Below are 23,125 nucleotides of genomic sequence, written 5' to 3'. Positions count from 1 at the left end.
GAATCGACATCGACCTTGAGGGGCCAAGCGCTAGCACTTTCGCAGACGGACGGCAAAGGACAGCGGTGGATATCCGGCCGCCCGGAAATTTTCCGTTGCAGAAATTGGAATACTCATTATACCAGATCACGAGTTGACGCCATGGCAAAGTGACGTGGCGAGGAGGAGCAACGGCAATTTCATGATTACGCTGACCTACCGCATCGAGACGCCCGGCAGTGTCGCGGCGATGGCGGACAAGATCGCCAGCGACCAGTCGACCGGTACATTCGTGCCTGTCCCCGGAGAGACCGAGGAGCTGAAGCAGCGTGTCGCGGCACGCGTTCTGGCGATCCGGCCGCTGGAGGAGACGTATGCGCCGACATGGCCGGAAGTGGCCCCCGGCGTGAAGCTGAACCGGGCCGATGTCGATATCGCCTTTCCTCTGGACGCGATCGGAACGGATCTCGCCGCCCTGATGACGATCGCCGTAGGCGGCGTCTATTCAATCAAGGGCATGACCGGCATCCGTGTCGTGGACATGAAGCTGCCGGAAGCCTTTCGCGGTGCCCATCCCGGGCCGCAGTTCGGGATCGAGGGGAGCCGGCGTCTGGCGGGCGTCGAGAAGCGCCCGATCATCGGAACCATCGTCAAGCCCGCCCTCGGGCTGCGTCCGCACGAGACTGCCGAACTCGTGGGCGAATTGATCGAGTCCGGCGTCGACTTCATCAAGGACGACGAGAAGCTGATGAGTCCCGCCTATTCGCCACTTGCCGAGCGTGTGGCGGCGATCATGCCCCGTATCCTTGATCACGAGCAAAAGACGGGCAAGAAGGTGATGTACGCTTTCGGCATCTCGCATGCCGACCCCGACGAGATGATGCGCAATCACGATCTCGTCTTGAAGGCGGGTGGAAATTGCGCCGTCGTCAACATCAATTCGATCGGCTTCGGCGGCATGAGCTTTCTGAGAAAGCGATCGGGCCTTGTGCTGCACGCTCACCGCAACGGCTGGGACGTGCTCACGAGGGCTCCCGGCGCTGGCATGGACTTCAAGGTCTATCAGCAGTTCTGGCGCCTCCTCGGCGTTGACCAGTTCCAGATCAACGGCATCCGGATCAAGTACTGGGAGCCGGACGAAAGTTTCGTCGAATCGTTCAAGGCGGTCAGCGCGCCGCTCTTCGATTCCTCCGATTGTCCCTTGCCGGTCGCTGGTTCCGGCCAGTGGGGCGGGCAGGCGCCGGAGACCTACCAGCGGACAGGCCGCACGACGGATCTGCTCTACCTCTGTGGCGGCGGCATCGTCAGCCATCCGGGCGGACCGGCGGCCGGCGTACGCGCGGTGCAGCAGGCCTGGCAGGCCGCGGTGACGGACATCCCGCTTGAAGAATATGCGAAGGACCACCCCGAACTTGCCGCCTCGCTCGCAAAGTTTGGCGGCGGCAAGGAGTAACTGGAATGAGCAGCCCCCTCGTCAGCTACTATGGCGACGATTTTACCGGTTCGGCCGACGTGATGGAATCGCTTGCCTCGAACGGCATCGAGACGGTCCTGTTTCTCGGGATTCCGGACGCCGGCATCCTCGAGCGCTTCAAGGATTGCCGTGCGATCGGCATTGCTGGCACCTCTCGCAGCGAGACGCCGGAATGGATGCAGGAGCACCTCGTTCCGGCCTTTGGCTGGCTGAAGTCGCTCGGAGCGGCGATCTGCCATTACAAAGTCTGCTCCACCTTTGATTCCAGCCCGCGTGTCGGCAACATCGGCAAGGCGATCGAGATCGGCAAGGCCCTGTTCGGTCAGCCGGCCGTGCCAGTGATCGTGGGCGCTCCGCAACTGCGGCGCTACACCGCCTTCGGCCATCTCTTCGCCGCCTATCAGGGGCAGGTCTACCGCATCGACCGCCATCCGGTGATGAGCCGCCATCCGGTCACGCCGATGGACGAGGCCGACCTTGCGCTGCATCTCGGAAAGCAGACGACCCTCCCCGTCGCGCTCGCCGATCTGGCGACGATTGCGGCTTCCGATGCCGATGCGCGTGTCGATGCGATCCTTGCAGGTGATGCCGGCATCCTGATCCTTGATGTGGATTCGACCGAATCCCAGGCGGCTGCGGGCCGGCAACTGTGGCGGCTCAAGCAGGACGGCGGCTATTTCGTCGCGGGGTCGTCCGGGGTCGAATATGCCTTGCTCAGTGCCTGGCGCCAGAGCGGCGTCATCGGCAACCCGGTCGAATTTGCCGAGCCCGGCAAGGTCGAGCGGTTGGCCGTAGTATCCGGCAGCGTCTCGCCTACGACGGAAAGACAGATCCGCACGGCGATCGCCGACGGTTTCCAGGACATCGACCTCGACCCCGTCTCGCTCGTCGGCGAGAGCGGCGACAGGGCGATCGAGGAAGCCGTGGCGTCGGGACTCGAGGGGCTGAAGGCAGGGCGGAGTGTTATCCTGCACACCGCGCTCGGACCAGCCGCCGACCGCGGATCGGAAATCGACCGCCTGCCGGGCGCCCGCCATCGGCTCGGCCAGGCGCTGGGAACGATCCTTCGCCGCCTCGTCGAGGTCGAAGATCTCTCGCGCGCCGTCATCGCCGGCGGTGACACGTCGAGCCATGCCCTGAAGGAACTGCGCGTCGAGGCTTTGACGACGCTTCTGCCGCTGCCGCAGACGCCCGGCTCGCCGCTGTGCACCGCCCATGGCAGCCATGCGCCGACGGACGGCCTGCAGATCGCGCTGAAGGGCGGTCAGATCGGCACGGACGGCTACTTCGCGCAGATCCGCGATGGAAGGAGAGCTTGAACGAGAAACTCGGCACGGCGGCCCGGCTGCATCGGCCAGGATGCCTTAACTTTACCGCGCATGTAATGGCATGGTGATTGACTCATCATACCAGTTACGCTACCAAATCTAAAACACCTTGAGGTGAGGAAACATGACTGCAATTGCTCTCTTCGGCGCCGGCGGAAAAATGGGTTACCGGCTCGCCAAGAACCTGAAAGGCTCGCGCTTCGACGTGCGGCATGTCGAAGTCAGCGATGCTGGCAAAGCGCGTCTTAAGGACGATCTCGGCCTTTCCTGCGTCTCTGCTGATGATGCGCTGAACGGTGCCGAGGTCGTGATCCTCGCGGTGCCGGACACGGCGATCGGCAAGGTTGCGGCCGGCATCGTCGACAAGCTGAAGCCTGGCACGATGGTCGTGGCGCTCGACGCAGCAGCCCCGTTCGCCGGCCACCTGCCCGAGCGTGCCGACCTCACCTACTTCGTCACGCACCCCTGCCACCCGCCGATCTTCAACGACGAGACGGATCCGGCGGCCAAGCGCGACTTCTTCGGCGGCATCGCGGCCAAGCAGCACATTGTCTCCGCCCTGATGCAGGGTCCGGAAGAAGCCTATGCGCTGGGCGAGGAAATCGCCAAGGTCATCTGGGCGCCGGTCATGCGCTCGCACCGCGTCACTGTCGGGCAGATGGCGATGCTGGAACCGGGCCTGTCGGAAACCGTCTGCGCCTCGCTTCTGGTCGTCATGCGCCAGGCGATGGACGAGTGTGTCCGCCGCGGCGTCGACAAGGAAGCCGCGCGCGACTTCCTGCTCGGCCATATGAACGTGCTCGGCGCGGTCATCTTCGAAGAGACGCCGGGCGTCTTCTCGGATGCCTGCAACAAGGCCATCGAGTTCGGTATCCCCGCGCTGATGCGGGACGACTGGAAGAACGTTTTCGAACCTCAGGAGATCGCCGAGAGCATTCGTCGTATCACCTGATGCCCTCAGGAGGGGCCTTCGGGCCCCTCCCCTTTCGCCCCGATGAGGACGGGGCTGGACGTTTCATACTGGGAGGAAAACCATGAAACTGACCCGCAGACTGACCCTTGCCGCCTTTGCCGGAGCCCTGGCGCTCGGCACCGCGATGCCGGCCTACGCCGCCGACCTGATCGCGATCATCACCCCCTCGCACGACAACCCGTTCTTCAAGGCTGAAGCCGTCGGCGCCGAGGCCCGCGCGAAGGAGCTCGGCTACGAGACGCTGGTCCTCGTCCATGACGACGACGCCAACAAGCAGTCGCAGCTGATAGACACCGCCATCGGCCGCGGCGCCAAGGCGATCATCCTCGACAACGCCGGTTCGGAAGCCTCGATCGCCGCCGTCCAGAAGGCCAAGGACGCGGGCGTGCCCTCGTTCCTGATCGACCGCGAGATCAACGCTACCGGCGTGGCCGTGTCGCAGATCGTCTCCAACAACTACCAGGGCGCCCAGCTCGGGGCGGAAGAATTCGTCCGCCTGATGGGTGAGAAGGGCAACTACGTCGAGCTGCTCGGCCGCGAAGCCGATCTCAACGCTGGCATCCGCTCCAAGGGTTACCACGACATCATCGACGAATATCCGGACATGAAGATGGTCGCCCAGCAGTCGGCCAACTGGAGCCAGACGGAAGGCTACTCCAAGATGGAGACCATCCTGCAGGCCAACCCGGACATTCAGGGCGTCATCGCCGGCAACGACACGATGGCCATGGGCGCGATCGCAGCCCTCCAGGCCGCCGGCCGCAAGGACGTCATCGTCGTCGGCTTCGACGGTTCCAACGACGTGCGCGACTCGATCAAGGCCGGCGGCATCAAGGCCACCGTCCTGCAGCCGGCCTATGCGCAGGCACAGATGGCTGTCGATCAGGCAGACACATACATCAAGACCGGCAAGGGCCCGGCCGAAGAAAAGCAGCTGATGGATTGCGTGCTGATTACGGCCGACAATGCCGATCAGCTCGAGACCTTCGCGCTGAAGGACTAAATCCTCCCAGGATAGGCTGCGGGGTGGAGCGATCCACCTCGCGGCCGCATAATTTTATGACGGAGTGAGTTTCCATGCCATTCATCCGGACTGGGACGCTGACCGCTGTGGTCGCGCTCGCGCTGGCTTTGTCGGCTTGCAAGATCATCAAGACGCCAACGGCGGAAGAAGCGGCCGAAGCCGCAAGCGGCGGGTTCAATCCCGAACGGCAGGCAAGCGAGCTCTGGGAGCCGAAGGTGCTCCCCTACCTTGACCAGCGAGCCGGCAACTTCCAGGAGGTTGCTGCGCTGGCGGGCAGCGATGCCGCTGCCGCAGGCGCCAAGTACGGTCACAAGGAAGAACAGGGAAGTGCGCCGTGGACGTTCGCGGCCAAGGTGTCGGGCACGGTCGTCAAGGCCGAGACTAAATCGCGCGCTGCCTACCTCGACACCGATATCGATGGTGACGGCAAGGCCGATGTGCGCATCCAGATCGGCCCGGTCATCAAGGGCACGGCAATCCGCGACAGCCTGAACTTCGTCAATTTCAACGAGTTCAAGAACCAGATCCAGTGGGCGGAATTCGGCAAGGCCTTCAACAACCACCTGAACGCGGTGACGCTGGACAAGCTCCCGCGCGAAGGGCTGGAAGGCAGGAAGGTCGAAGCCGTCGGCGCCTATCCGCTTCCGGCGAAGGGACAGCTACCGCTTCTGACGCCGGCGACAATCACGATCGGGGATTGAGATGGCGGAGATCGAGGAAGGGGACATCATCCTCAAGCTGGACGACGTGACGAAGGTCTATTCCGGCATCGTCGCCGTCAAGCATGCAAACCTTGCCCTGCGGCGCGGCGCCGTGAACGTGCTGGTCGGCGAGAACGGCGCGGGCAAGTCGACGCTGATGCGCATGATCGCAGGCGTGGAGAAGCCTTCCCTCGGCCGCATCCTGCTGGAAGGCAAAGAGGTCGAGTTCAACTCTCCGGCCGATGCCCAGAAACACGGCATCGGCATGGTGTTCCAGGAACTCAACCTGTTCGGCAATCTTTCGGTCGCCGAGAACATCTTCGCCACCCGCGAGATCGTGCGCGGCGTGCGCGGCATTGACCACAAGGCACAGGTCGAGCGGGCCAATCACTATCTCGACAAGCTGGACGCGGGCATCAGCGCTGAAACGATGGTCGAAGACCTGCCGATCGGGCAGCAACAGCTGGTCGAAATCGCGAAGGCCATATCCCTCGACACCCGCATTCTCATCCTCGACGAGCCGACGTCGGCGCTGTCGGCCGCGGAAGTCGACATCCTCTTCAAGGTCATCGGCGAGTTGAAGGCGCAAGGCGTCGCGATCGTCTACATCTCGCACCGGCTGGAAGAGCTGATGCGGATCGGCGACTACATCACCGTGCTGCGTGACGGCCAGATCACCGGCCAGGCGATGGTGAAGGACATCGATACCAAGTGGATCGTCCGCTCGATGATCGGTTCGGACGCCAAGGACTTCGCCAAGTCGGTCGATCACAAGCTGGGCGGAGAGGCCTTCCGCGCCGAGGACATCAGCCTGCCGCGCAAGACAGGCGGCCTTGCCGTCGATCACGTCTCGATTTCCGTCCGTGCCGGCGAGGTGCTCGGCATCTACGGCCTGATGGGGGCCGGGCGCAGCGAGTTCTTCGAATGCGTCATGGGGCAGCATCCGCACTCCACCGGCAGGATCTTCGTCGGCGCCAAGGAGATCATCGAGCGGGACACGCCGGCGCGGATCAAGCGCGGCCTTGCGCTTATCCCGGAAGACCGCCAGCGCGAGGGGCTCGTACAGGTTCTTTCCATCGCCGCAAATCTCACGCTTGCAAGTCTGCAGAAACTGACCCGTTTCGGTTTCCACATCAGCGGCCAGCGCGAGCAGGCTGCCATCAGGGAGGCCATCAACGACCTCTCGATCAAGGCGCCGAACCCGGAATTCGACGTCACCTCCATGTCCGGAGGCAACCAGCAGAAGGTGGTTATCGGCAAGGCGCTGATGACCAATCCGAAGGTTCTGCTGATGGACGAGCCGAGCCGCGGCATCGACGTCGGCGCCAAGGCGGACGTCTTCCGCACCATGCGTCGCCTCGCGGGCGAAGGTCTGGCCATCCTGTTTTCGACGTCCGACCTCGAAGAGGTCATGGCGCTCTCCGACCGCATCGCGGTGATGAGCAACGGAAAGATCACCAAGGTCATCGATCGGGCGGAGGCTACCGAGGAGATGATCGTCAAGGCCGCATCGGAAGGCCATAAATCGACAAGGGAATTCGCCTGATGACCACGGTAACCACGACCCAGAACGCTCAAGCAGGCGACGGCGGTTCGATGCTGCTGACGCTGATGAAGCTGCGCACCTTTATCGCGCTTTTCGCCGTCATCGCCTTTTTCTCCATCTTCGCCCCGAACTTCCTGTCGACGGCGAACATCATCCTGATGTCGAAGCACGTGGCGCTGAACGCCTTCCTCGCCATGGGCATGACGTTCGTCATCATCACCGGCGGCATCGACCTTTCGGTCGGTTCGATCGTCGGCCTGTGCGGCATGGTGGCGGGCGGCCTGATCCTACACGGCATCGATCTGCAGATCGGGTACACGGTCTATTTCAACATCGTCGAGGTGGCGATCATCACCCTTCTGGTCGGCGTCGCGATCGGCGCGGTCAACGGCCTTCTGATCACCAAGCTCAACGTTGCACCGTTCATCGCGACGCTCGGCACGCTCTATGTCGCGCGCGGCTTCGCCCTGCTGTCGTCGGACGGCCAGACCTTTCCGAACCTCGTCGGCAACCCGGATCTCGGAACAACCGGATTTGCCTTCCTCGGTTCCGGCCGCATCTTCGGCCTGCCCGTGTCGGTCTGGATCCTCGTCGTCGTCGCGCTTGCCGCCGCCTATATCGCGAAATACACGCCGATCGGCCGCCAGATCTTCGCCGTCGGCGGCAATGAACGCGCCGCCCGCATGTCCGGCATCAAGGTCGACCGGGTGAAGATGTTCGTCTACATGTTCTCCGGCTTCTGCGCCGCGATCGTCGGCATCGTGATTTCCTCCGAACTGATGGCGTCGCATCCGGCCACCGGCAACTCGTTCGAGCTGAACGCCATTGCGGCGGCTGTGCTCGGCGGTACGTCGATGTCGGGCGGACGCGGCACCATCGGCGGCACGATCATTGGCGCCTTCGTCATCGGCATTCTCTCTGATGGCCTGGTGATGATGGGCGTTTCCTCCTTCTGGCAGATGGTCATCAAGGGTATCGTCATCATCGTCGCCGTCGTGGTGGACCAGGCGCAGCGCCGGCTGCAGCAGCGGGTCGCGTTGATGCAGCTCGCGAAGAAGGACTGATCGCATGGCAGGACTACGTGGTGCCCTCATCGGCTGCGGCTTCTTTGCCGTCAACCAGATGCACGCCTGGACCGATGTCCCGGATACGGAAATTGTGGCGATCTGCGATCGCGATCCCGAACGGCTGAAGCTCGTCGGCGACCAGTTCGGCATCGAGCGTCGCTACAGCGACGCGGCCGAGATGTTCGGCGATGGCGGCTTCGACTTCGTCGATATCGCCACCACCGTCCACAGCCACCGCGCGCTGGTGGAGATGGCTGCGGCGCACAGGATTGCGGCGATCTGCCAGAAGCCGTTCGCCAAGACGCTGACCGATGCAAAGGCGATGGTCGCCGCCTGCAAGGCTGCGGGGGTGCCGCTGATGGTGCATGAGAACTTCCGCTGGCAGACGCCGATCCAGGCGGTACGCAAGGCGCTCGACGCTGGTGCGATCGGCACTCCGTTCTGGGGCCGCTTTTCATTCCGCTCCGGCTTTGACGTCTTTTCCGGTCAGCCCTATCTCGCCGAAGGCGAGCGCTTCATCATCGAGGATCTCGGCATCCATACGCTCGACATCGCCCGCTACATCCTCGGCGACGTAACGCGCCTGACGGCGCGGACGCGGCGGGTCAACCCGAAGATCAAGGGCGAGGACGTGGCGACCATCCTGCTCGACCACGAAAACGGCGCAACCTCCATCGTCGACGTCAGCTATGCGACGAAACTCGGCACGGAGCCCTTCCCCGAAACGCTCGTTGAGCTCGACGGCACAGACGGGACGATACGGTTGTCGCAGGGCTACCGGCTGGAGATCACCAATGCGGACGGGACGACCGCTTACGATGTTTCGCCGCAGCTTCTCTCCTGGGCCTCGCGGCCCTGGCACAACATCCAGGAGAGCGTCTTTGCGATCCAGCAGCACTGGGCCGAACGCCTGAGAAACGGCGGCGAAACCTCCACTTCCGGGGCGGACAATCTCAAGACCTTTGCGCTGGTTGAGGCGGCCTATGAGAGCGCTGCTTCGGGCGGTGCGGTCGATATCGAAGCGATGCTGAAATGAACGCAGATCCGTTCCAGCTCTACGGCACGAAGGAGGCGGAAAAGCCTGCGGTACGGCTTGCGGCGGGGCGGCTTGCAGCCGATCTCGCGGACGGCAATCTCCGCACCATAACCTATGGCGGCGTCGAGGTCCTGCGCGCGGTTTCCTATCTCGTGCGCGATCCCGATTGGGGAACCTACAGCCCCGGGATCGAGGATCTTTCGATCGCCCGATCGGAGGGCGGCTTCACCGTCACCTATCGCGCGCAATGCGATGGTCCGGAGGGCACGAAGCTGTCGATCGACGTGCGCATTGTCGCCAGCGAAAGTGAGCTGACCTTCGAGGCAGAGGCAACCTCTCCGACCGGGTTCGAGACGAACCGTTGCGGCTTCTGCATCCTGCATCCGATCATTGGCGTTGCAGGCAGCCCCGTTGTCGTCGAGCACGTCGACGGCAGGCGTGACGAAACCCGCTTCCCCGATCTCATCGAGCCGTGGCAGCCCTTCAAGGACATGCGCGCGATCACGCATACCGTGGTTGCCGGTGTTTCGGCGGAATGCCGGATGGAGGGGGATACGTTCGAGATGGAAGACCAGCGCAACTGGTCCGACGCGTCCTACAAGACCTATGTCCGGCCGCTCGCCCTGCCGTGGCCCTACAGAATTGACGCGGGTGATACCGTGCGCCAGCGGATCGTGCTGGCCATCAAAGACAGGCGTGCGGCGACCGTCCCGGTGGCGGAGCAGGCCGCCGGAGCCGTTGTCGTCGAAGCGGGTGAACGGACCGGCCGAATGCCTGCGATCGGTCTGGTCGTGACCCCGGAGGAAGCGCGCACGACGCTTGCCGCCCATGCGCTCCTGGCGGAGATCGCTCCGCAGGAGTTGCTGTTCCATTTCGATCCCGCTGCCGGACACGGCAGAACCGCACTATCCGATTTTGCTGCTGTTGCCGGCATTCACGGCGGCCGGAAGACGCTGGAAATAGCCCTCCCCTGCCGGGCAACGCCGGCCACCGAGACTGCAGAGATCGCACGGCAGATGCGGGAAGCCGGCTTCCGGCCTGACGCGATCCTGATTTCGCCTGCCGCCGATCGGCAGTCGACGCCGCCGGGCAGCAAATGGCCCGAGTGCCCTCCCCTCGAAGAGCTCTACGCGGCGGCGCATGCCGCATTCCCCGACATCCGCGTCGGCGGCGGCATGCTCAGCTATTTTACCGAGCTGAACCGCAAGCGGGTGCCCGCTGAAGCCCTTTCCTTCGTCTCCCACTGCACAAATCCGATCGTGCACGCAGCCGACGACCTGAGCGTGATGCAGACGCTGGAGGCGCTGCCCTTCATCACCCGCTCGGTAAGAGCGATCTACGGCGACAAGCCTTACCGGATTGGGCCATCGACCATTCCGATGCGCCAGAACCCCTACGGCAGCCGGACGATGGATAATCCGCGTCTCGGGCGTGTCCCCATGGCGAACCGCGACCCCAGGCATAATGGGATGTTCGCGGAAGCCTTCGCACTGGGTTATGCGATCGGGGTGCTGGATGCCGATCTGGAATGCCTCACGCTTTCCGCGCTCACCGGCTCGTTCGGCCTCGTCGCGCAGGATGGCGAGCCGATGCCGGCTGGAGCGACGCGGCCGCTGTTTCGAACGGTGAAGATGTTGTCTGAGCTTGCCGCACGGCCCTGGCAGCAATGCCGGTCGTCGGCGCCGTCGGACGTACAGGCGATGATCGCGCAGTCTGACGGTGGCTCGCGCCTTCTGCTGGTCAATCTCACCCCACGCGAGCAGACTGTTGAACTCCGCGCGTTTCAGCGTGAGGCGGGAACGGATGGGCCCCAAGTCGTGCTCGGCGCCTATGCCACGAGAACCATTCCCTTGCCGGGATAGACCGGACTGTCCCGCGCTGGTACTTCGGCCTTCCCCGCATGAGGGTTGAGGACGGTCGGGCGGCCGTTCGTCGCTCAAGGCGCGGTATCCGGTGCGCCGGCCTGCGTGCTGGCTCCCAGCTCTTCTGCCCCGGGGTCGGCGCTACAGCCAAATGCGCGGGTCCCTGCTTGCCTGCTGCGCCTGTCGTTCTATTTGCTCGTGGAACGGAGGGCGCCGCATGGCAGACGGAACAAACGCATACCGCAATCTGGAGGTGCCGAGCCTGCAGGGGGCGCGGCCCAACATGCCGACGCTCCTGACTTTCGTCGGCGGCGTGGCGATGCTCTATCTCGCGCGCGATGTCTTCCTGCCGATCGCGATTGCGCTTCTTCTCACCTTCGCTCTGGCGCCGGTCGCCACCGCCCTGCGCAGGGCTGGGTTCCCGCGCCTGCTTGCTGTGATATCGACAGCGCTCATGGCGTTTTCGCTGATTGCTGTCGTCAGCCTTGTCATCGCCCTTCAGGTGACCAATCTGGCGCGCAACATACCGGCCTACCAGTCCAATGTCGTGACGAAGATCGAGGCGATGCGCGAGGCCGGTTCAGGCACCGGAATAGTGGGACGGCTTTCAGCGATCTTCGAGCGGATCAGCCGGGAGATGAGCCGGTCGGAAACGGCGGCGCCGGACGGTGAGGCGGCCACGCGCGCGGAGCCGGTGCTGGTCGAGATCTACGCGCCCGATCACCCGATCCAGGTCTTGACGAATTTGATCGCTCCGCTGATTGCGCCAGTTGCGATGGCCGGCCTCGTTATTGTCGTCGTTATCTTCATGCTGCTGGAGCGCGAGGACTTGCGCGACCGGTTCATCCGGCTTGTGGGCTATGGCGATCTTCACCGGACGACCGAGGCGCTGGAGGATGCGGGCACGCGCGTCGGACATTACCTGCTCATGCAGCTCGTCGTGAACGTGCTCTACGGCGTTCCGGTGGCGATAGGCCTCTGGCTGATCGGAATTCCGAATGCGATTCTATGGGGCCTCCTCGCCATCATATTCCGGTTCGTCCCCTATATCGGGCCGATCATCGCGATGATCTTGCCGCTGTTTCTGGCCGTTGCCGTCGATCCCGGTTGGTCGATGCTGGTGTGGACGGCGCTTCTTTTCGTGGTCATGGAACTTGTGATCAACAATGTCGTCGAGCCGACCCTCTATGGCTCGAAGACCGGTCTGTCGCCGCTTGCGATCATCGTGTCTGCGATCTTCTGGGCGTGGATCTGGGGCCCGGTGGGGCTGGATCTGTCGACGCCTTTGACCGTCTGCCTGGTGGTTCTCGGCACGCATGTTCCGCAATTCGGCTTCCTGCAGGTGCTCTTCGGCAGTGACCCGGTGCTCGCGCCGCATGCGCGCCTCTACCAGCGGCTGCTCGCGGGTGATCCGGATGAGGCCACGGACCAGGCCGAAGAGATGCTCGAAGAGGACTACCTCATCGACTACTACGACAAGGTCGCCATTCCCGCGCTGATCCTGGCGGAGCGCGACCGTGCCCGTGGCGTGATGAGCGAGGAGCAGCGCCTGCGGCTGGCCGAAAGCGCCATGGCGCTCGTGGCCAACATGGGAGACATTGCCGCGCAGGAGGCGGACGACGATGACGGCGAGAGCGTGCTGACCGACGACGAGACGGGCGACACGGGCGCCGAGGCGCTCTCCGGCAAGGGGGCTCGCATTCTCTGCGTCGGCGGCCGCGGCGACCTCGATGACGTGACGGCGGCCATGCTGGCGCAGGTACTTTGCGTGGAAGGGGCGGATGCGAAGGCGGAGAGCTTCCGCCAGATCGACCCCTCCCACATTCGGGCCCTGCCGGTTGCCGATCTCGACACGATCGTGCTTTGCTACCTCAATCGGGAATCGACGCGGCAGGCGCGTTTCGCGGTGCGTCGCTTCAAGCGGATCAGCGCGGGCCTGCGCGTCGGCGTGGTGATGTGGAGTGAGGCCGACGAACAGAAGGCGAAAGGTTCCGCTGGCGCAGTGCCGTCAGGTATCGCGCTTGACGCTGACTTCCTCTGCGCCGGGATGACGGAGGCGGCAATTGCAGCGCTGACGCAGGCACCTGCGGTCCCGCTGGCGCCGCCGGAGAAGATCCGCAGCAGGAAGCGGCTGGTGCCGGAACGCGCGAAGGTGGTTAGCCTCCGATGATGACGGGCACCCGCTGGAGGGCCTGTTCCTCGGCGGGTGGCGGAAGGCAACACTTCGCCGTCCCTCCCCTCTTTCGTGCCTGCGCTTGGCGGCACTTGCTGCACATGTTTTGTGCCGCTGGCGGTCGCGCGGCGGTCGATGTGAACGGCGAAGCTCGACTTGTCTCAATGACGATGCGTGCTGGCAGGCAGCCAGCTTGTTTCTCCCCTCCCCTTCTGGCACTTGGGTGTTCCCCTTTTGTTCGGACCGCGTTGAACGCGCTCTTTACTTTTCGTTAACGATAAACTGTTTGACCAGACGCGCAAATCAGTTGAAAACGGTCGCGACGGAATTTTCCCGACTTTCCTCAATTAACCGTCGGACAATCATGGACAACGTTCTCAGACAATCTCCCGACCTGCCCTCCTCGGCTGACCGGATTATGCGGCATTCGCAACTCCTCTCAGTTCAACTGCAGAACCTCCGCCAGCAGATGTATCCCCCGGAGGCGATGAAATCGCTCCGAACGTTTTCGTCGAAGGATGCGGCCGCCTTGCTTGGCATTGCCGAATCCACCCTGCGCCAGATGTCGCTGGATGGCGAGGCGGTGATTCCGGACCGGCAGGACAACGGCCGCCGCGTCTACACGCTGCCGCAGCTGAACGAAATTCGCGCCTACCTGGCCAATCGTCGTCCGTCGGAGGGGCTGGATTTCCTTCCGCGCCGACGCCCTGGCGACAAGCTGCAGGTGCTGGCGATTGCGAACTTCAAGGGCGGATCGGCCAAGACCACCACGACGGTGCACCTGGCGCACTACCTTGCCCTGCAGGGGCTGCGCGTCCTGGCGATCGATCTCGATCCGCAGGCGTCGCTCTCGACGATGTTCGGCTACCAGCCGGAATTCGACGTAGATGCCAACCAGACGCTCTATGCGGCGATCCGCTATGACGAGAACGAGCGCGTTCCCCTCTCCGCGGTCATTCGCAGGACATATTTCGATGGCGTCGACATCGTGCCGGGCAACCTCGAGCTGATGGAGTACGAGCACGAGACCCCGCAGGCGATCGCCAAGGGCCTCTCGCGCGGCGAGGGCATGTTCTTCCGCCGGCTGAAGACGGTGCTTGCGGAGGTGGAGGACAATTATGACGTCGTGCTGATCGACGCGCCGCCGCAGCTTGGCTACCTGACGCTGGGCGCACTCTATGCGGCGACCGGTCTCCTCATCACCGTCCACCCCGCCATGCTCGACGTGGCTTCGATGAACCAGTTCCTCGCGATGACGAGCGATTTGCTCGGCGTCATCGAGGACGCGGGTGGCTCGCTGGAGCACGACTTCATCCGTTACGTGCTGACCCGCCACAATCCGCATGACGTGCCGCAGGTGAATGTGGTGGCGCTGCTGCGGTCCCTGTTCGGCCAGGACGTGCTGGCTGCTTCGGTGGTCGATACGACGGCGATCGCGAGTGCGGGCCTGGAGAAGAAGAGCCTGTACGAGATGACCCGCGGAAGCGTCGGTCGTGATACGCTGAACCGTGCGCTCGAATCGGTCGATGCCGTCAACGCCGAAATCTTCCGTCACATCAAGACAGTCTGGGGACGCAAATGAACAGCGCCAGTGATCGCTCCAAAAGAATGAAAGCCATGTTCGGCGGCATCAATCCCGAGGAGCTTGCCGCTACTGTGGCGCCCTCCCCGCTGTCGCAGGCCGGCCGTCGCGTATCCTCCGGCGCCGTGCGGTCGATGCAGGACTCCTTTTCGGCGATCGAAGACGAGAATACGCGCCTCCGCGACCAGCTTGCCGCTTCCGAGGCGGTGGTGGAGATTGCGCCGGATCAGATCGAGCCGTCCTTCGTGCGCGATCGGATGGAGGATCAGGTCGACCCCGGTCTCGCCGATCTCGTGCGCAGCATCGACGAGCATGGGCAGCAGGTGCCGATCCTCGTCCGTCCGCATCCGGTTGCGAACGGTCGCTACCAGATTGCCTACGGCCATCGCCGATGGAAGGCTGCGGGCCAGTTGAACCGTGCAGTGAAGGCGATCGTCCGACCGCTTTCGGACGACGCGCTGGTTATTGCGCAGGGCAAGGAGAACAGCGAACGCAAGGATCTGTCCTTCATCGAGCAGGCGCTGTTTGCACAGGAGCTGAAGGAGCGCAGCTTCGACCGCCAGACGATCGCGGCCGCCCTGGGCCGCAGCGAGGACAAGGGCTTGGCCTACATCTCGATCCTGACGTCGCTGGCTAGCAACCTGTCGATGGAGATCGTTCGCAAGATCGGACCTGCACCCAAGACCGGCCGCCCGAAATGGGAAAAGCTTGCTGCGCATTTTGTCGACCGCAAGCTTCCGGCCGCGCGTTCCTCGGCGGCCAATGGGCTGATGTCTTCCGAAAAGTGGCTCGCCGCAGACAGCGATGCACGCTTCTCGATGCTGCTGTCGCTGCTGGACGCGAAGGAGAAGCCTGCGCCCGCGAGGAGCATTATCAAGGGCGGGGCAGGGCAGGAGGCCGTTGCAATCGAACGGGCGGGACAGGTGACCCGTTTCGCGGTTGACGAGCGTCAGAATCCGGGCTTTGCGGAATGGCTGGCACGGGAGCTACCGTCACTCGTGACGCGCTTCGAACAGGAGCGCGGCTAAAGGTCTGCGGGCGAGGAGCCCCTCCTCGCCCGGTTGCGGCAGGCCGTGAGTCCGATTCCGCCGCGCGGCACAAGGGCTGAGTCTGTAAAACGCCCCTATTCCACTGAAAATAAAGCGAAAAATTCTACGGCGTATCAACTGTAACACCAAGGGCCGCGCAAATGGCCGATCGGGCTGTAAATGACCTTCACATCGTTGCCTCCGGGCGCCGCCTCGATGAGCGACACGTCCGAATTGCGACAGGCATGTGTCTTCATGTGGATACCAAGGCCTTGAATTTTCTTACTAATCGATTTGATATCGTTTCAATCGATTTGGGTTAAACTGTTTTGCCGGTGGGGCTGTTGCGTGGCCCGTCGCTTCTGTGATTAGTGCCAAGCATCATGGTAATCCGACTGGAAAAGGGAGATACGGAATGGCGTTGATTACAATGCGGCAGTTGCTCGATCATGCTGCGGAGAACGATTACGCGCTGCCTGCGTTCAACGTGAATAACCTTGAATACATCCAGGCCGTGATGCGCGCCGCCGACGCGACCGATTCGCCGGTGATCCTTCAGGCAAGCCGCGGTGCGCGCGCCTATGCCGGTGACGCCTTCCTGCGTCACCTGATCCTCGGTGCTGCCGAAGAATATCCGCATATTCCTGTCTGCCTTCACCTCGACCACGGCGATCAGCCTTCGACCTGCATCTCGGCCATCACTAACGGCTTCACGTCGGTGATGATGGACGGATCGCTGCTGGCCGACGGGAAGACCGTGGCAAGCTACGAATACAACGTCGACGTTACCGCCGAAGTGGTGAAAATCGCTCATGCGGCCGGCGTCTCCGTGGAGGGCGAGCTTGGATGTCTCGGCAACCTCGAGACCGGTGCCGGCGACAAGGAAGACGGCCACGGCTTTGAGGGAAAGCTGTCGCGTGAGGAACTGCTGACCGACCCGGACCAGGCACTGGACTTCGTCAGCAAGACCGGTGTGGATGCTCTGGCCGTCGCCATCGGCACCAGCCACGGCGCCTACAAGTTCACCCGCGAGCCGGACGGCGAGATCCTCTCGATCGAGACGATCGCCAGGATCAACAAGAAGCTGCCGAACACGCATCTCGTCATGCACGGATCGTCTTCCGTTCCGAAGGAGCTTCAGGACCTGTTCAATAGCTATGGCGGCCAGATGAAGCCGACCTGGGGCGTGCCGGTCTCGGAGATCCAGAAGGCGATCCCTCTCGGCGTGCGCAAGGTGAACATCGATACGGACCTGCGCCTGGCGATGACGGGCACGATCCGCAAGAGCTTTGCCGAGGCCCCGGAGAATTTCGACCCGCGCAACTACCTGAAGCCTGCGACCGCGCTGATGGCGGAAGTTTGCAAGGAACGCTTCGAGGCTTTCCGGACGGCCGGCAAGGCCTCCAAGATCCGCGTGAAGCGGCTTCCGGATATGGCAAAGTTCTACGCGTCAGCAAAGTAAGCTTACGCTCGACGACGAGGAGAGGCGGGTTTCCCTGCCTCTTCCGCGCCTGCCTCCCTCCAAGCGGGCCTCTTTGGGGCGCGGTGTCGGCCTGAGAGGGGAGGGCGTGGTGCTCCCCGAGCGCGGCTTCAACATACCGTCGCGCCGGCCTGCGGCTCTAAGACCACCTATTTTGGGCTGCCCCGATTATGGTTAACAGTTGGTAGAGAAAGTGATTGCCCGATTCTCTTTCATAACCTGGCGCCATCCGCATTAAATCAATATCTTAACCGCCCGTTCAATTGTTCCCGCTTCCACCAAAATTGTGGGTGGTGGCGGCGCATGCGTGCCTGCCTTGCTTCCCTGATGGATGCGCCGACGAGCGATCTGCCCGACCGGGCGTCGCGCGGACGCTCCGGTCGCGCGGCCTGATCGGCGCAGAACGCCGGGTGAAGCCTGTAGCCGGTCAGGCGTGGACGGCGGCTACCAGTCGGCGGCAGGCGTCTGTCAGGCGGGATTCCTGAAGCAATGCGCCCCCGATGAGGTACATGACGTCGTTGCCGTAGGCATCGCGCATTTCGGGCACACGGGCGACGGTCATGCCGCCGCCCGGGGCGGGGACGATAGCCTTCCGGCCCCCCATGTTCACCGCGCAGGCGGCTGCGATCGACAGGCATTCTTCGCGGGTGAAGCCGAAGCGGCCGCCGAAATTCGGGTAGATCACGGCATCGGCGCCCATCAGGCGGTGCAACGTGCCGTAGAAGGTCCGGTGCGAAAAGCCGCAATCGGGAGAAACCACGTTGGCGCCGGAAAAGGCCGGATGCGAGACAATCGGCAAAGTGAAATCCGGATCGGCAGCAAGGGCGCGCACGACATCGTAGCCGGCGAGCGCCGGCGCGAGCATGACGCCGCCGGCCCCGCATTCCTGCGCCTGCCTTGCCCGCTCGATAATCGCGGTTGCAGGGCCGGTGATGTTGGGAACGAAGCTCGTTCGGCCACCGCTTTTCGCATTTGCTTCACCGACGGCCTCGACGCAGGCTTTTAGCCGCTCGCCGAAGGGCGCGGGCTTCTGATCGACGAGACCGTGGTCGTCCTTGACATAATGCATGCCGCCCAGCGCGAAATCACGGGCGAGGCGGGCAAGCGCCACGGTAGGCAAGCCCACCGGCTTGATCGCCGACATCAGCAAAGGCTCTTCGCCGATGCCGGCGCGCGCGCGCAAGCCGGCGATGCCGTGGCGAGGGCCCTTGCAGAGAGCAAGCAAGCCAGGCGAGAGGCCGATATCCTCCACCTTGAGGCCGGGCTTGATCGAGCTGTTGCCGAAGACGATGTTGAGGAACTGCAGGAAGTCGCCGCCGACGTCGTCCTCCGAATAGGAGATGGTCGCGAGATAGCCTGCCCGGCCTTCCGGGTCGTTCTGCATGTCTTCCAGACGGCCGAGGATTTCGTCTTCGACATAGCCTTTCGGTACTACGCTCCGCGGGATCTCCACGGTCTGCTCCAGCGCGATATCCAGTGCCCGCGCCTTCGCCTCCGCCTGGTCGGCGGCACGCACGAAATAGGTAACCGTGAAGCGCTCTGCCATCAGAGGGCCTCGGCTTTCTGGGCGGAATGCACATGGTCGAGGCGAACTTCTGCCAGTTCCTCCTCGCCGATGGCGAGTTGCCTGGCGATGAGGGCTTCGATGGCGGCGACGAGCGCGCCGGCATCGAGCCCGTACTTCTTCATGAGATAGGGTTTCGAGGCGCCATGGGCGAAGGTGTCGTTCAGGCCGAGACGCTTGAGACGGATGCCGAGCCCTTCTTCGGCGAGGATTTCGGCGACCAGCGAGCCGAGGCCGCCGACGATGGTGTGGTTCTCCAGCGTGACGACGCCCTTCTTGCCGTGCGCGGCTTTCAGGAGGCCGTCCCGGTCGAACGGCTTTAAAGTCGATGCATGCAGATGGTGGATGCCGACACCGCGTGCCGCGATCGGCCCGGTGGCGCGCAGCGCCTCTTCCGTGCACACGCCGGAGGAGACGACGAGGATGTCGTCGCCCTCCGAGAGCGTGCGCAGCCGGTTGAATTCGAAGGGAGTCGCGAAGAGACGGGGCACCTCGCCGCGCAGGACGCGCACATAGACCGGGCCGTCGATGCTGTCGGCGACTTCGAGCACGGTTTCGACTTCCGTCGCATCACCCGTTTCGAGGATCGTCATGTTCGGCACGGCGCGCAGCACGGCAATGTCCTCGATCGCCTGGTGGGTGATGCCGCCGGGCGTGGTGATGCCGGGCAGGAACCCCATCAGCCTGACCTTGCGGTTGGAATAGGCGATGGAATTGATCAACTGGTCGTAGGGCCGGCGATAGAGAAAGACCGAGAAGGTATGGATGAACGGACGGTATCCCTGCATGGCAAGGCCGCCGGCGAAGGAGAGCATGTTCTGCTCGGCCATGCCGAGCGAAAGGAATTGTTCCGGATGCCGGTCGCGAAATCCATCGACTTCGCAGGACGAGGTGAGGTCGGCGGAGAGGCAGAGCACTTCCGGCCGTGCCGTGGCGAAGGCCTCGAAGGCCTTTCCATAGGGGCGGTTGACGATTTCGACCATGGTCAGGCCCCTTCCATCGCGGTGGGATCGATGCCGAGTTCGGCGGCAAGTGCTGTTTGCATTTCCAGCCGTTCGTCCGCGCTCTTGAAGCGGACATAGTGCAGGCGCGGAAAGCGCTTCTTCAGGAACACCATGCCCTGGTAGGGCGAGGTGTTGGCGAGGATGACCAGCGGTTTGCCGGCTTCGGCGCTTTGGGCTGCTGCACGCAGAGCGCTGAGATCATGACCATCCACCGAGCGGCAAGTGACACCGAAGGCGGAAACGCGTGCGGCGAGATCACCGAGATCGAGCACCGTGGACATGGCGCCGTCGCATTGCTGGCGGTTCACGTCGACGATGACGCGGATATTGTCGATCTTGTGATAGCTCATCGCCGCTAGGCATTCCCAGGTCTGGCCTTCCTGGAACTCGCCGTCGGACATGTAGACCCAGACCTTGCCGGGCTCCTTCTTCCTCAACCGGGCCCAGGCGACGCCCGACGCCATGGAAAGGCCCTGCGCCAGCGAGCCCGTTGTCACTTCCATGCCGGGGCTGTGCTCTGCGCCGATCATCTCGACCGAGCCGCCGTCCTTGTTGAAATGATCGAGCGCATGTTCATCCATGCGTCCGGTCTCGATCAGCGCGGAGTAGATGACGAGCGCATAGTGGGCGGGCGAGATGAAGAAGCGATCGTAATCCGGACCGACAGGGCCGTGGTAACCGGCGCCCGTGAAGGCATTCGGGTTGTGCGCGGAGGGCACGCCGCGGAAGGGCAGCGGCTCCTTCGGCAAGGTCGGCTCGCCGAGATTGAGCAACTCGTTATAGAGCAGGGCAAGGCTTTCGGCGGCCGAGCAGGCTTGGCTGAGATAGCCGCCATTGTGCTTCATCGTGTGGAAGAACACGCGCCGGCGGATGCCGAGCGCGATCTCATCGGTGGATTTTTCGTTGGGCAGGCTCATCGTCTCAGCTCCGTTCCGGGAAGAGCGCCTTCAGGCCTTCGGGTGACGGCGTGGCGATGCCGCGCTCCGTGATAAGGCCGGTGATGAGGCGCGCGGGAGTGACGTCGAAGGCGGGGTTGGCGGCGGGGCTTCCCTCAGGGGAGATGCGCACGCTGGCAATCGAGCCGTCGGCGGCGCGGCCCTGTACGAAGCTCACCTCGTCGGCGGTGCGTTCCTCAATCGGGATTTCCTTGACGCCATCATGCACCGTCCAGTCGATGGTGGGCGAGGGGAGCGCGACATAGAATGGTACGCCGTTGTCGCGCGCGGCGAGCGCCTTGAGGTAAGTCCCGATCTTGTTGCAGACATCCCCGTTCGCCGTCGTGCGATCTGTGCCGACGATTACCATGTCGATATCGCCATGCTGCATGAGATGCCCGCCGGCATTGTCGACGATCAGCGTGTGTGGCACGCCATGGCCGTTCATTTCCCAGGCGGTGAGATAGGCGCCCTGATTGCGCGGCCGGGTTTCATCGACATAGACGTGGACCGGAATGCCTTCTTCGGCGGCCATATAGATTGGCGCAGTCGCTGTGCCGTAGTCGACGGTCGCAAGCCAGCCGGCGTTGCAATGGGTAAGGATGCGCACAGGCTCGCCGGGCTTCTTTTGGGATGCGATCTTGCGGATGACATCGAGGCCGTTCGCGCCAATGGCGCGGTTGAGTTCGACATCTTCCTCCGCGATCTCGGCGGCGCGCCTGTAGGCGGCGGCCACCCGTTCACCCTCCGGCAGCGGGCGAAGGTGCTCGCGCATAGCGTTCAGCGCCCAGCGCAGGTTGATGGCGGTGGGGCGGGTTTCGTTCAGCTCTTCCCAGACGGAATCAATATGGGCGTCGGAGGGATCCTTCGCCATGGCGATCGCAACGCCATAGGCGGCGCTGACGCCGATCAGAGGCGCGCCGCGCACCCACATGTCCCTGATGGCGACGGCAACGTCGTCCACGGTCTTGAGCGTGACGACCCGGAATTCGTGCGGCAGCCAGCGCTGGTCGATGATGTCTACGGAGCGGCCGTCTTCGTTCAGCCAGATCGTACGGTAGTGGCGTTCTCCGACTTTCACGCGAGAATCTCCTTTTCAAGACGCTCCACCGTCTCGCGGATGTTCCGCAGGCTGTGGATGCGCTGCCGGTTGACGGTCAGGTGACGCCCGAGCTTCAACGCCTTGCTTTCGCAGGACGCACGGCGGTCGGGGTCGGCGATGGTTTCGAAATCTGCATTGTGGGCAAGGCCGAGGATGCGGCGGTGGATCTCGATGCCGGCAAAGCCCAGCATCTCGCGCCAGATTTCGTCGATGACGATGTCGAGCGCCTGCTCGGCGGCGAGCGGATCCTGGCGGTCCTCGAAGAGGCTTGCCTGATAGAGGATGCCCCTGCGTTCGGTGCGCCAGAGGTTCGCGAATTCGGCGCGGAACGTCTCCCACAGCGTGTCGATCGTATCGAGCAGGTAGGCGCGCATGCTGTCGCGTGCGCCGGGTGCGGCCTCGTGGCCGGCCTGCGAAAAATAGCTCATCCAGAAATTGGCGATCAGCATGCCGACGTCGAAGCTGATCGGGCCGTAGAAGGCGAACTCCGGATCGATGATGCGCGTGTCGTCGTCCGTGACCATGACGGAGCCGGTGTGCAGGTCGCCATGGCAGAGGGTTTCGGCCTTGGCGGAGAACAGGTGCTTCAGCCGCTGCGCCTCCACCTTGAGGTCGCGGTCGGCGCGCAGTTCGGCAACGAGCGGGTCGAGTTGGGGCGTGGTGTGGCGGTTGAGCGACGCTTCGAAATAGGGATCTGAGAAAACCAGATTTTCGGTGATGTCGCAGAGTTCGACATTGTCTGAGAACAACGCCACATCCGCCTTCTTGTCGCGCGTCGCCATGGAAAGGTCGGAGCCGCGGAACAGCGTGCGGGCAACGAACAGGCCGAGGTCGCGGCCGATCTTCGGCAATTCGCGCCCGTCGATCAACGCACGGCGCAGGATGACGTGTGGCGTCAGGTACTCCATCACGATGATGGCCTGCGCCTCGTCGAAGAACAGGATTTTGGGAACCATGCCCGGGTCGCGCTCGGCCTGGCGCTTCAGCGCGTGATACTCAAAGAAGGAGCGCTTGAGCGGCAGCGGCCAGCTCTCGCCGACGAGGCGCACGTAGGGCAGTGCCTGCTTGACGATCACCGCCCCTGTCTCGCCCCTGACGATAAAGACGAGATTGAGGTTGCCGTCACCGACTTCCTTGATGCTCCAGCGGGACGAATCGTCGCCGACCTTCTCTTTCAGGGCGGCGTTGCCGCCGAGCCGAACCGGCAATGTCTCTGCGCTCAGCGCCTCGAAGACGTGGCTGTCCATGATGCTTTCCTCCTGCACAT

General features: G+C 63.5%; 18 protein-coding genes. 13 read left to right on the top strand and 5 right to left on the bottom strand.

Translation table 11 applies throughout. The features are described from left to right. The first annotated feature begins 181 nt into the window (after positions 1 to 181). The 13 genes from oiaX to fba all read left to right on the top strand — a co-directional run bounded on the left by oiaX (position 182) and on the right by fba (position 17,235). On the top strand, positions 182 to 1,432 hold the full coding sequence (oiaX, locus tag CRO48_RS03965; RefSeq protein WP_097136515.1) for a 3-oxo-isoapionate-4-phosphate decarboxylase OiaX: 1,251 nt from the start codon (positions 182 to 184) through the stop codon (positions 1,430 to 1,432). Positions 1,433 to 1,437: 5 nt separating this feature from the next. Then, positions 1,438 to 2,772: a four-carbon acid sugar kinase family protein gene (locus tag CRO48_RS03960; protein ID WP_097136513.1), complete on the top strand. Its 1,335-nt coding sequence runs from the start codon at positions 1,438 to 1,440 to the stop codon at positions 2,770 to 2,772. 133 nt (positions 2,773 to 2,905) lie between these two features. Further along, positions 2,906 to 3,733, top strand: coding sequence for a phosphogluconate dehydrogenase C-terminal domain-containing protein (locus CRO48_RS03955; protein ID WP_097136511.1), 828 nt, complete (start codon positions 2,906 to 2,908; stop codon positions 3,731 to 3,733). 82 nt (positions 3,734 to 3,815) lie between these two features. Then, complete coding sequence (locus tag CRO48_RS03950) at positions 3,816 to 4,757, top strand: D-ribose ABC transporter substrate-binding protein (RefSeq protein WP_097136508.1); 942 nt, start codon at positions 3,816 to 3,818, stop codon at positions 4,755 to 4,757. A gap of 74 nt (positions 4,758 to 4,831) precedes the next feature. Then, a complete protein-coding gene (locus CRO48_RS03945) occupies positions 4,832 to 5,479 on the top strand; it encodes a DUF2291 family protein (protein WP_097136506.1) in 648 nt (215 codons plus the stop codon). A gap of 1 nt (position 5,480) precedes the next feature. Further along, positions 5,481 to 7,025: a sugar ABC transporter ATP-binding protein gene (locus CRO48_RS03940; RefSeq protein WP_097136503.1), complete on the top strand. Its 1,545-nt coding sequence runs from the start codon at positions 5,481 to 5,483 to the stop codon at positions 7,023 to 7,025. Further along, positions 7,025 to 8,089, top strand: coding sequence for an ABC transporter permease (locus CRO48_RS03935; RefSeq protein ID WP_097136501.1), 1,065 nt, complete (start codon positions 7,025 to 7,027; stop codon positions 8,087 to 8,089). The genes CRO48_RS03940 and CRO48_RS03935 overlap by 1 nt, the downstream gene beginning before the upstream one ends. Positions 8,090 to 8,093: 4 nt before the next feature. Next, positions 8,094 to 9,128: a Gfo/Idh/MocA family protein gene (locus CRO48_RS03930; protein ID WP_097136499.1), complete on the top strand. Its 1,035-nt coding sequence runs from the start codon at positions 8,094 to 8,096 to the stop codon at positions 9,126 to 9,128. Continuing rightward, the gene (gene apnL, locus CRO48_RS03925; protein WP_097136497.1) at positions 9,125 to 10,990 is read left to right on the top strand and encodes a D-apionate lactonase; all 1,866 of its coding nucleotides are present in this window, start codon (positions 9,125 to 9,127) and stop codon (positions 10,988 to 10,990) included. Before CRO48_RS03930 ends, apnL begins: the two co-directional genes overlap by 4 nt. Before the next feature lie 217 nt (positions 10,991 to 11,207). Then, positions 11,208 to 13,160: an AI-2E family transporter gene (locus CRO48_RS03920; RefSeq protein WP_097136494.1), complete on the top strand. Its 1,953-nt coding sequence runs from the start codon at positions 11,208 to 11,210 to the stop codon at positions 13,158 to 13,160. A gap of 367 nt (positions 13,161 to 13,527) precedes the next feature. Continuing rightward, entirely contained in the window at positions 13,528 to 14,745 is a 1,218-nt protein-coding gene (gene repA / locus CRO48_RS03915; protein ID WP_097136492.1) for a plasmid partitioning protein RepA, read from the top strand. Next, a complete protein-coding gene (gene repB, locus CRO48_RS03910; RefSeq protein ID WP_245423415.1) occupies positions 14,742 to 15,773 on the top strand; it encodes a plasmid partitioning protein RepB in 1,032 nt (343 codons plus the stop codon). Before repA ends, repB begins: the two co-directional genes overlap by 4 nt. A 415-nt stretch (positions 15,774 to 16,188) precedes the next feature. Beyond that, entirely contained in the window at positions 16,189 to 17,235 is a 1,047-nt protein-coding gene (fba, locus tag CRO48_RS03905) for a class II fructose-bisphosphate aldolase (RefSeq protein ID WP_097136488.1), read from the top strand. 445 nt (positions 17,236 to 17,680) lie between these two features. Here fba and CRO48_RS03900 read toward each other — a convergent pair whose 3' ends face one another. From CRO48_RS03900 to mtnK, 5 genes are read right to left on the bottom strand one after another with little or no spacing between them, the layout of a single operon-like run. Continuing rightward, positions 17,681 to 18,799, bottom strand: coding sequence for a RuBisCO large subunit C-terminal-like domain-containing protein (locus CRO48_RS03900; RefSeq protein WP_097136486.1), 1,119 nt, complete (start codon positions 18,797 to 18,799; stop codon positions 17,681 to 17,683). After that, positions 18,799 to 19,800: a transketolase family protein gene (locus CRO48_RS03895; RefSeq protein ID WP_097136484.1), complete on the bottom strand. Its 1,002-nt coding sequence runs from the start codon at positions 19,798 to 19,800 to the stop codon at positions 18,799 to 18,801. The genes CRO48_RS03900 and CRO48_RS03895 overlap by 1 nt, the downstream gene beginning before the upstream one ends. A 2-nt stretch (positions 19,801 to 19,802) precedes the next feature. Next, a complete protein-coding gene (locus CRO48_RS03890) occupies positions 19,803 to 20,738 on the bottom strand; it encodes a transketolase (protein WP_097136482.1) in 936 nt (311 codons plus the stop codon). A 4-nt stretch (positions 20,739 to 20,742) separates the two neighbouring features. Next, positions 20,743 to 21,837, bottom strand: coding sequence for an S-methyl-5-thioribose-1-phosphate isomerase (gene mtnA / locus CRO48_RS03885; protein WP_097136480.1), 1,095 nt, complete (start codon positions 21,835 to 21,837; stop codon positions 20,743 to 20,745). Next, positions 21,834 to 23,105: an S-methyl-5-thioribose kinase gene (gene mtnK, locus CRO48_RS03880; protein WP_097136478.1), complete on the bottom strand. Its 1,272-nt coding sequence runs from the start codon at positions 23,103 to 23,105 to the stop codon at positions 21,834 to 21,836. Before mtnK ends, mtnA begins: the two co-directional genes overlap by 4 nt. Between the last annotated feature and the right edge of the window lie 20 nt (positions 23,106 to 23,125).

The organism is Rhizobium subbaraonis (assembly GCF_900220975.1).
Classification (GTDB): Bacteria; Pseudomonadota; Alphaproteobacteria; order Rhizobiales; family Rhizobiaceae; genus Mycoplana; species Mycoplana subbaraonis.
The sequence above is the reverse complement of the archived record's forward strand: the minus strand, read 5'-3'. Positions and strand labels throughout refer to the sequence as shown.

Coding starts and splice junctions, on each gene's coding strand:
- oiaX (WP_097136515.1), top strand. CDS start 182: ATGATTACGCTGACCTACCGCATCGAGACGCCCGGCAGTGTCGCGGCG.
- CRO48_RS03960 (WP_097136513.1), top strand. CDS start 1,438: ATGAGCAGCCCCCTCGTCAGCTACTATGGCGACGATTTTACCGGTTCG.
- CRO48_RS03955 (WP_097136511.1), top strand. CDS start 2,906: ATGACTGCAATTGCTCTCTTCGGCGCCGGCGGAAAAATGGGTTACCGG.
- CRO48_RS03950 (WP_097136508.1), top strand. CDS start 3,816: ATGAAACTGACCCGCAGACTGACCCTTGCCGCCTTTGCCGGAGCCCTG.
- CRO48_RS03945 (WP_097136506.1), top strand. CDS start 4,832: ATGCCATTCATCCGGACTGGGACGCTGACCGCTGTGGTCGCGCTCGCG.
- CRO48_RS03940 (WP_097136503.1), top strand. CDS start 5,481: ATGGCGGAGATCGAGGAAGGGGACATCATCCTCAAGCTGGACGACGTG.
- CRO48_RS03935 (WP_097136501.1), top strand. CDS start 7,025: ATGACCACGGTAACCACGACCCAGAACGCTCAAGCAGGCGACGGCGGT.
- CRO48_RS03930 (WP_097136499.1), top strand. CDS start 8,094: ATGGCAGGACTACGTGGTGCCCTCATCGGCTGCGGCTTCTTTGCCGTC.
- apnL (WP_097136497.1), top strand. CDS start 9,125: ATGAACGCAGATCCGTTCCAGCTCTACGGCACGAAGGAGGCGGAAAAG.
- CRO48_RS03920 (WP_097136494.1), top strand. CDS start 11,208: ATGGCAGACGGAACAAACGCATACCGCAATCTGGAGGTGCCGAGCCTG.
- repA (WP_097136492.1), top strand. CDS start 13,528: ATGGACAACGTTCTCAGACAATCTCCCGACCTGCCCTCCTCGGCTGAC.
- repB (WP_245423415.1), top strand. CDS start 14,742: ATGAACAGCGCCAGTGATCGCTCCAAAAGAATGAAAGCCATGTTCGGC.
- fba (WP_097136488.1), top strand. CDS start 16,189: ATGGCGTTGATTACAATGCGGCAGTTGCTCGATCATGCTGCGGAGAAC.
- CRO48_RS03900 (WP_097136486.1), bottom strand. CDS start 18,799: ATGGCAGAGCGCTTCACGGTTACCTATTTCGTGCGTGCCGCCGACCAG.
- CRO48_RS03895 (WP_097136484.1), bottom strand. CDS start 19,800: ATGGTCGAAATCGTCAACCGCCCCTATGGAAAGGCCTTCGAGGCCTTC.
- CRO48_RS03890 (WP_097136482.1), bottom strand. CDS start 20,738: ATGAGCCTGCCCAACGAAAAATCCACCGATGAGATCGCGCTCGGCATC.
- mtnK (WP_097136478.1), bottom strand. CDS start 23,105: ATGGACAGCCACGTCTTCGAGGCGCTGAGCGCAGAGACATTGCCGGTT.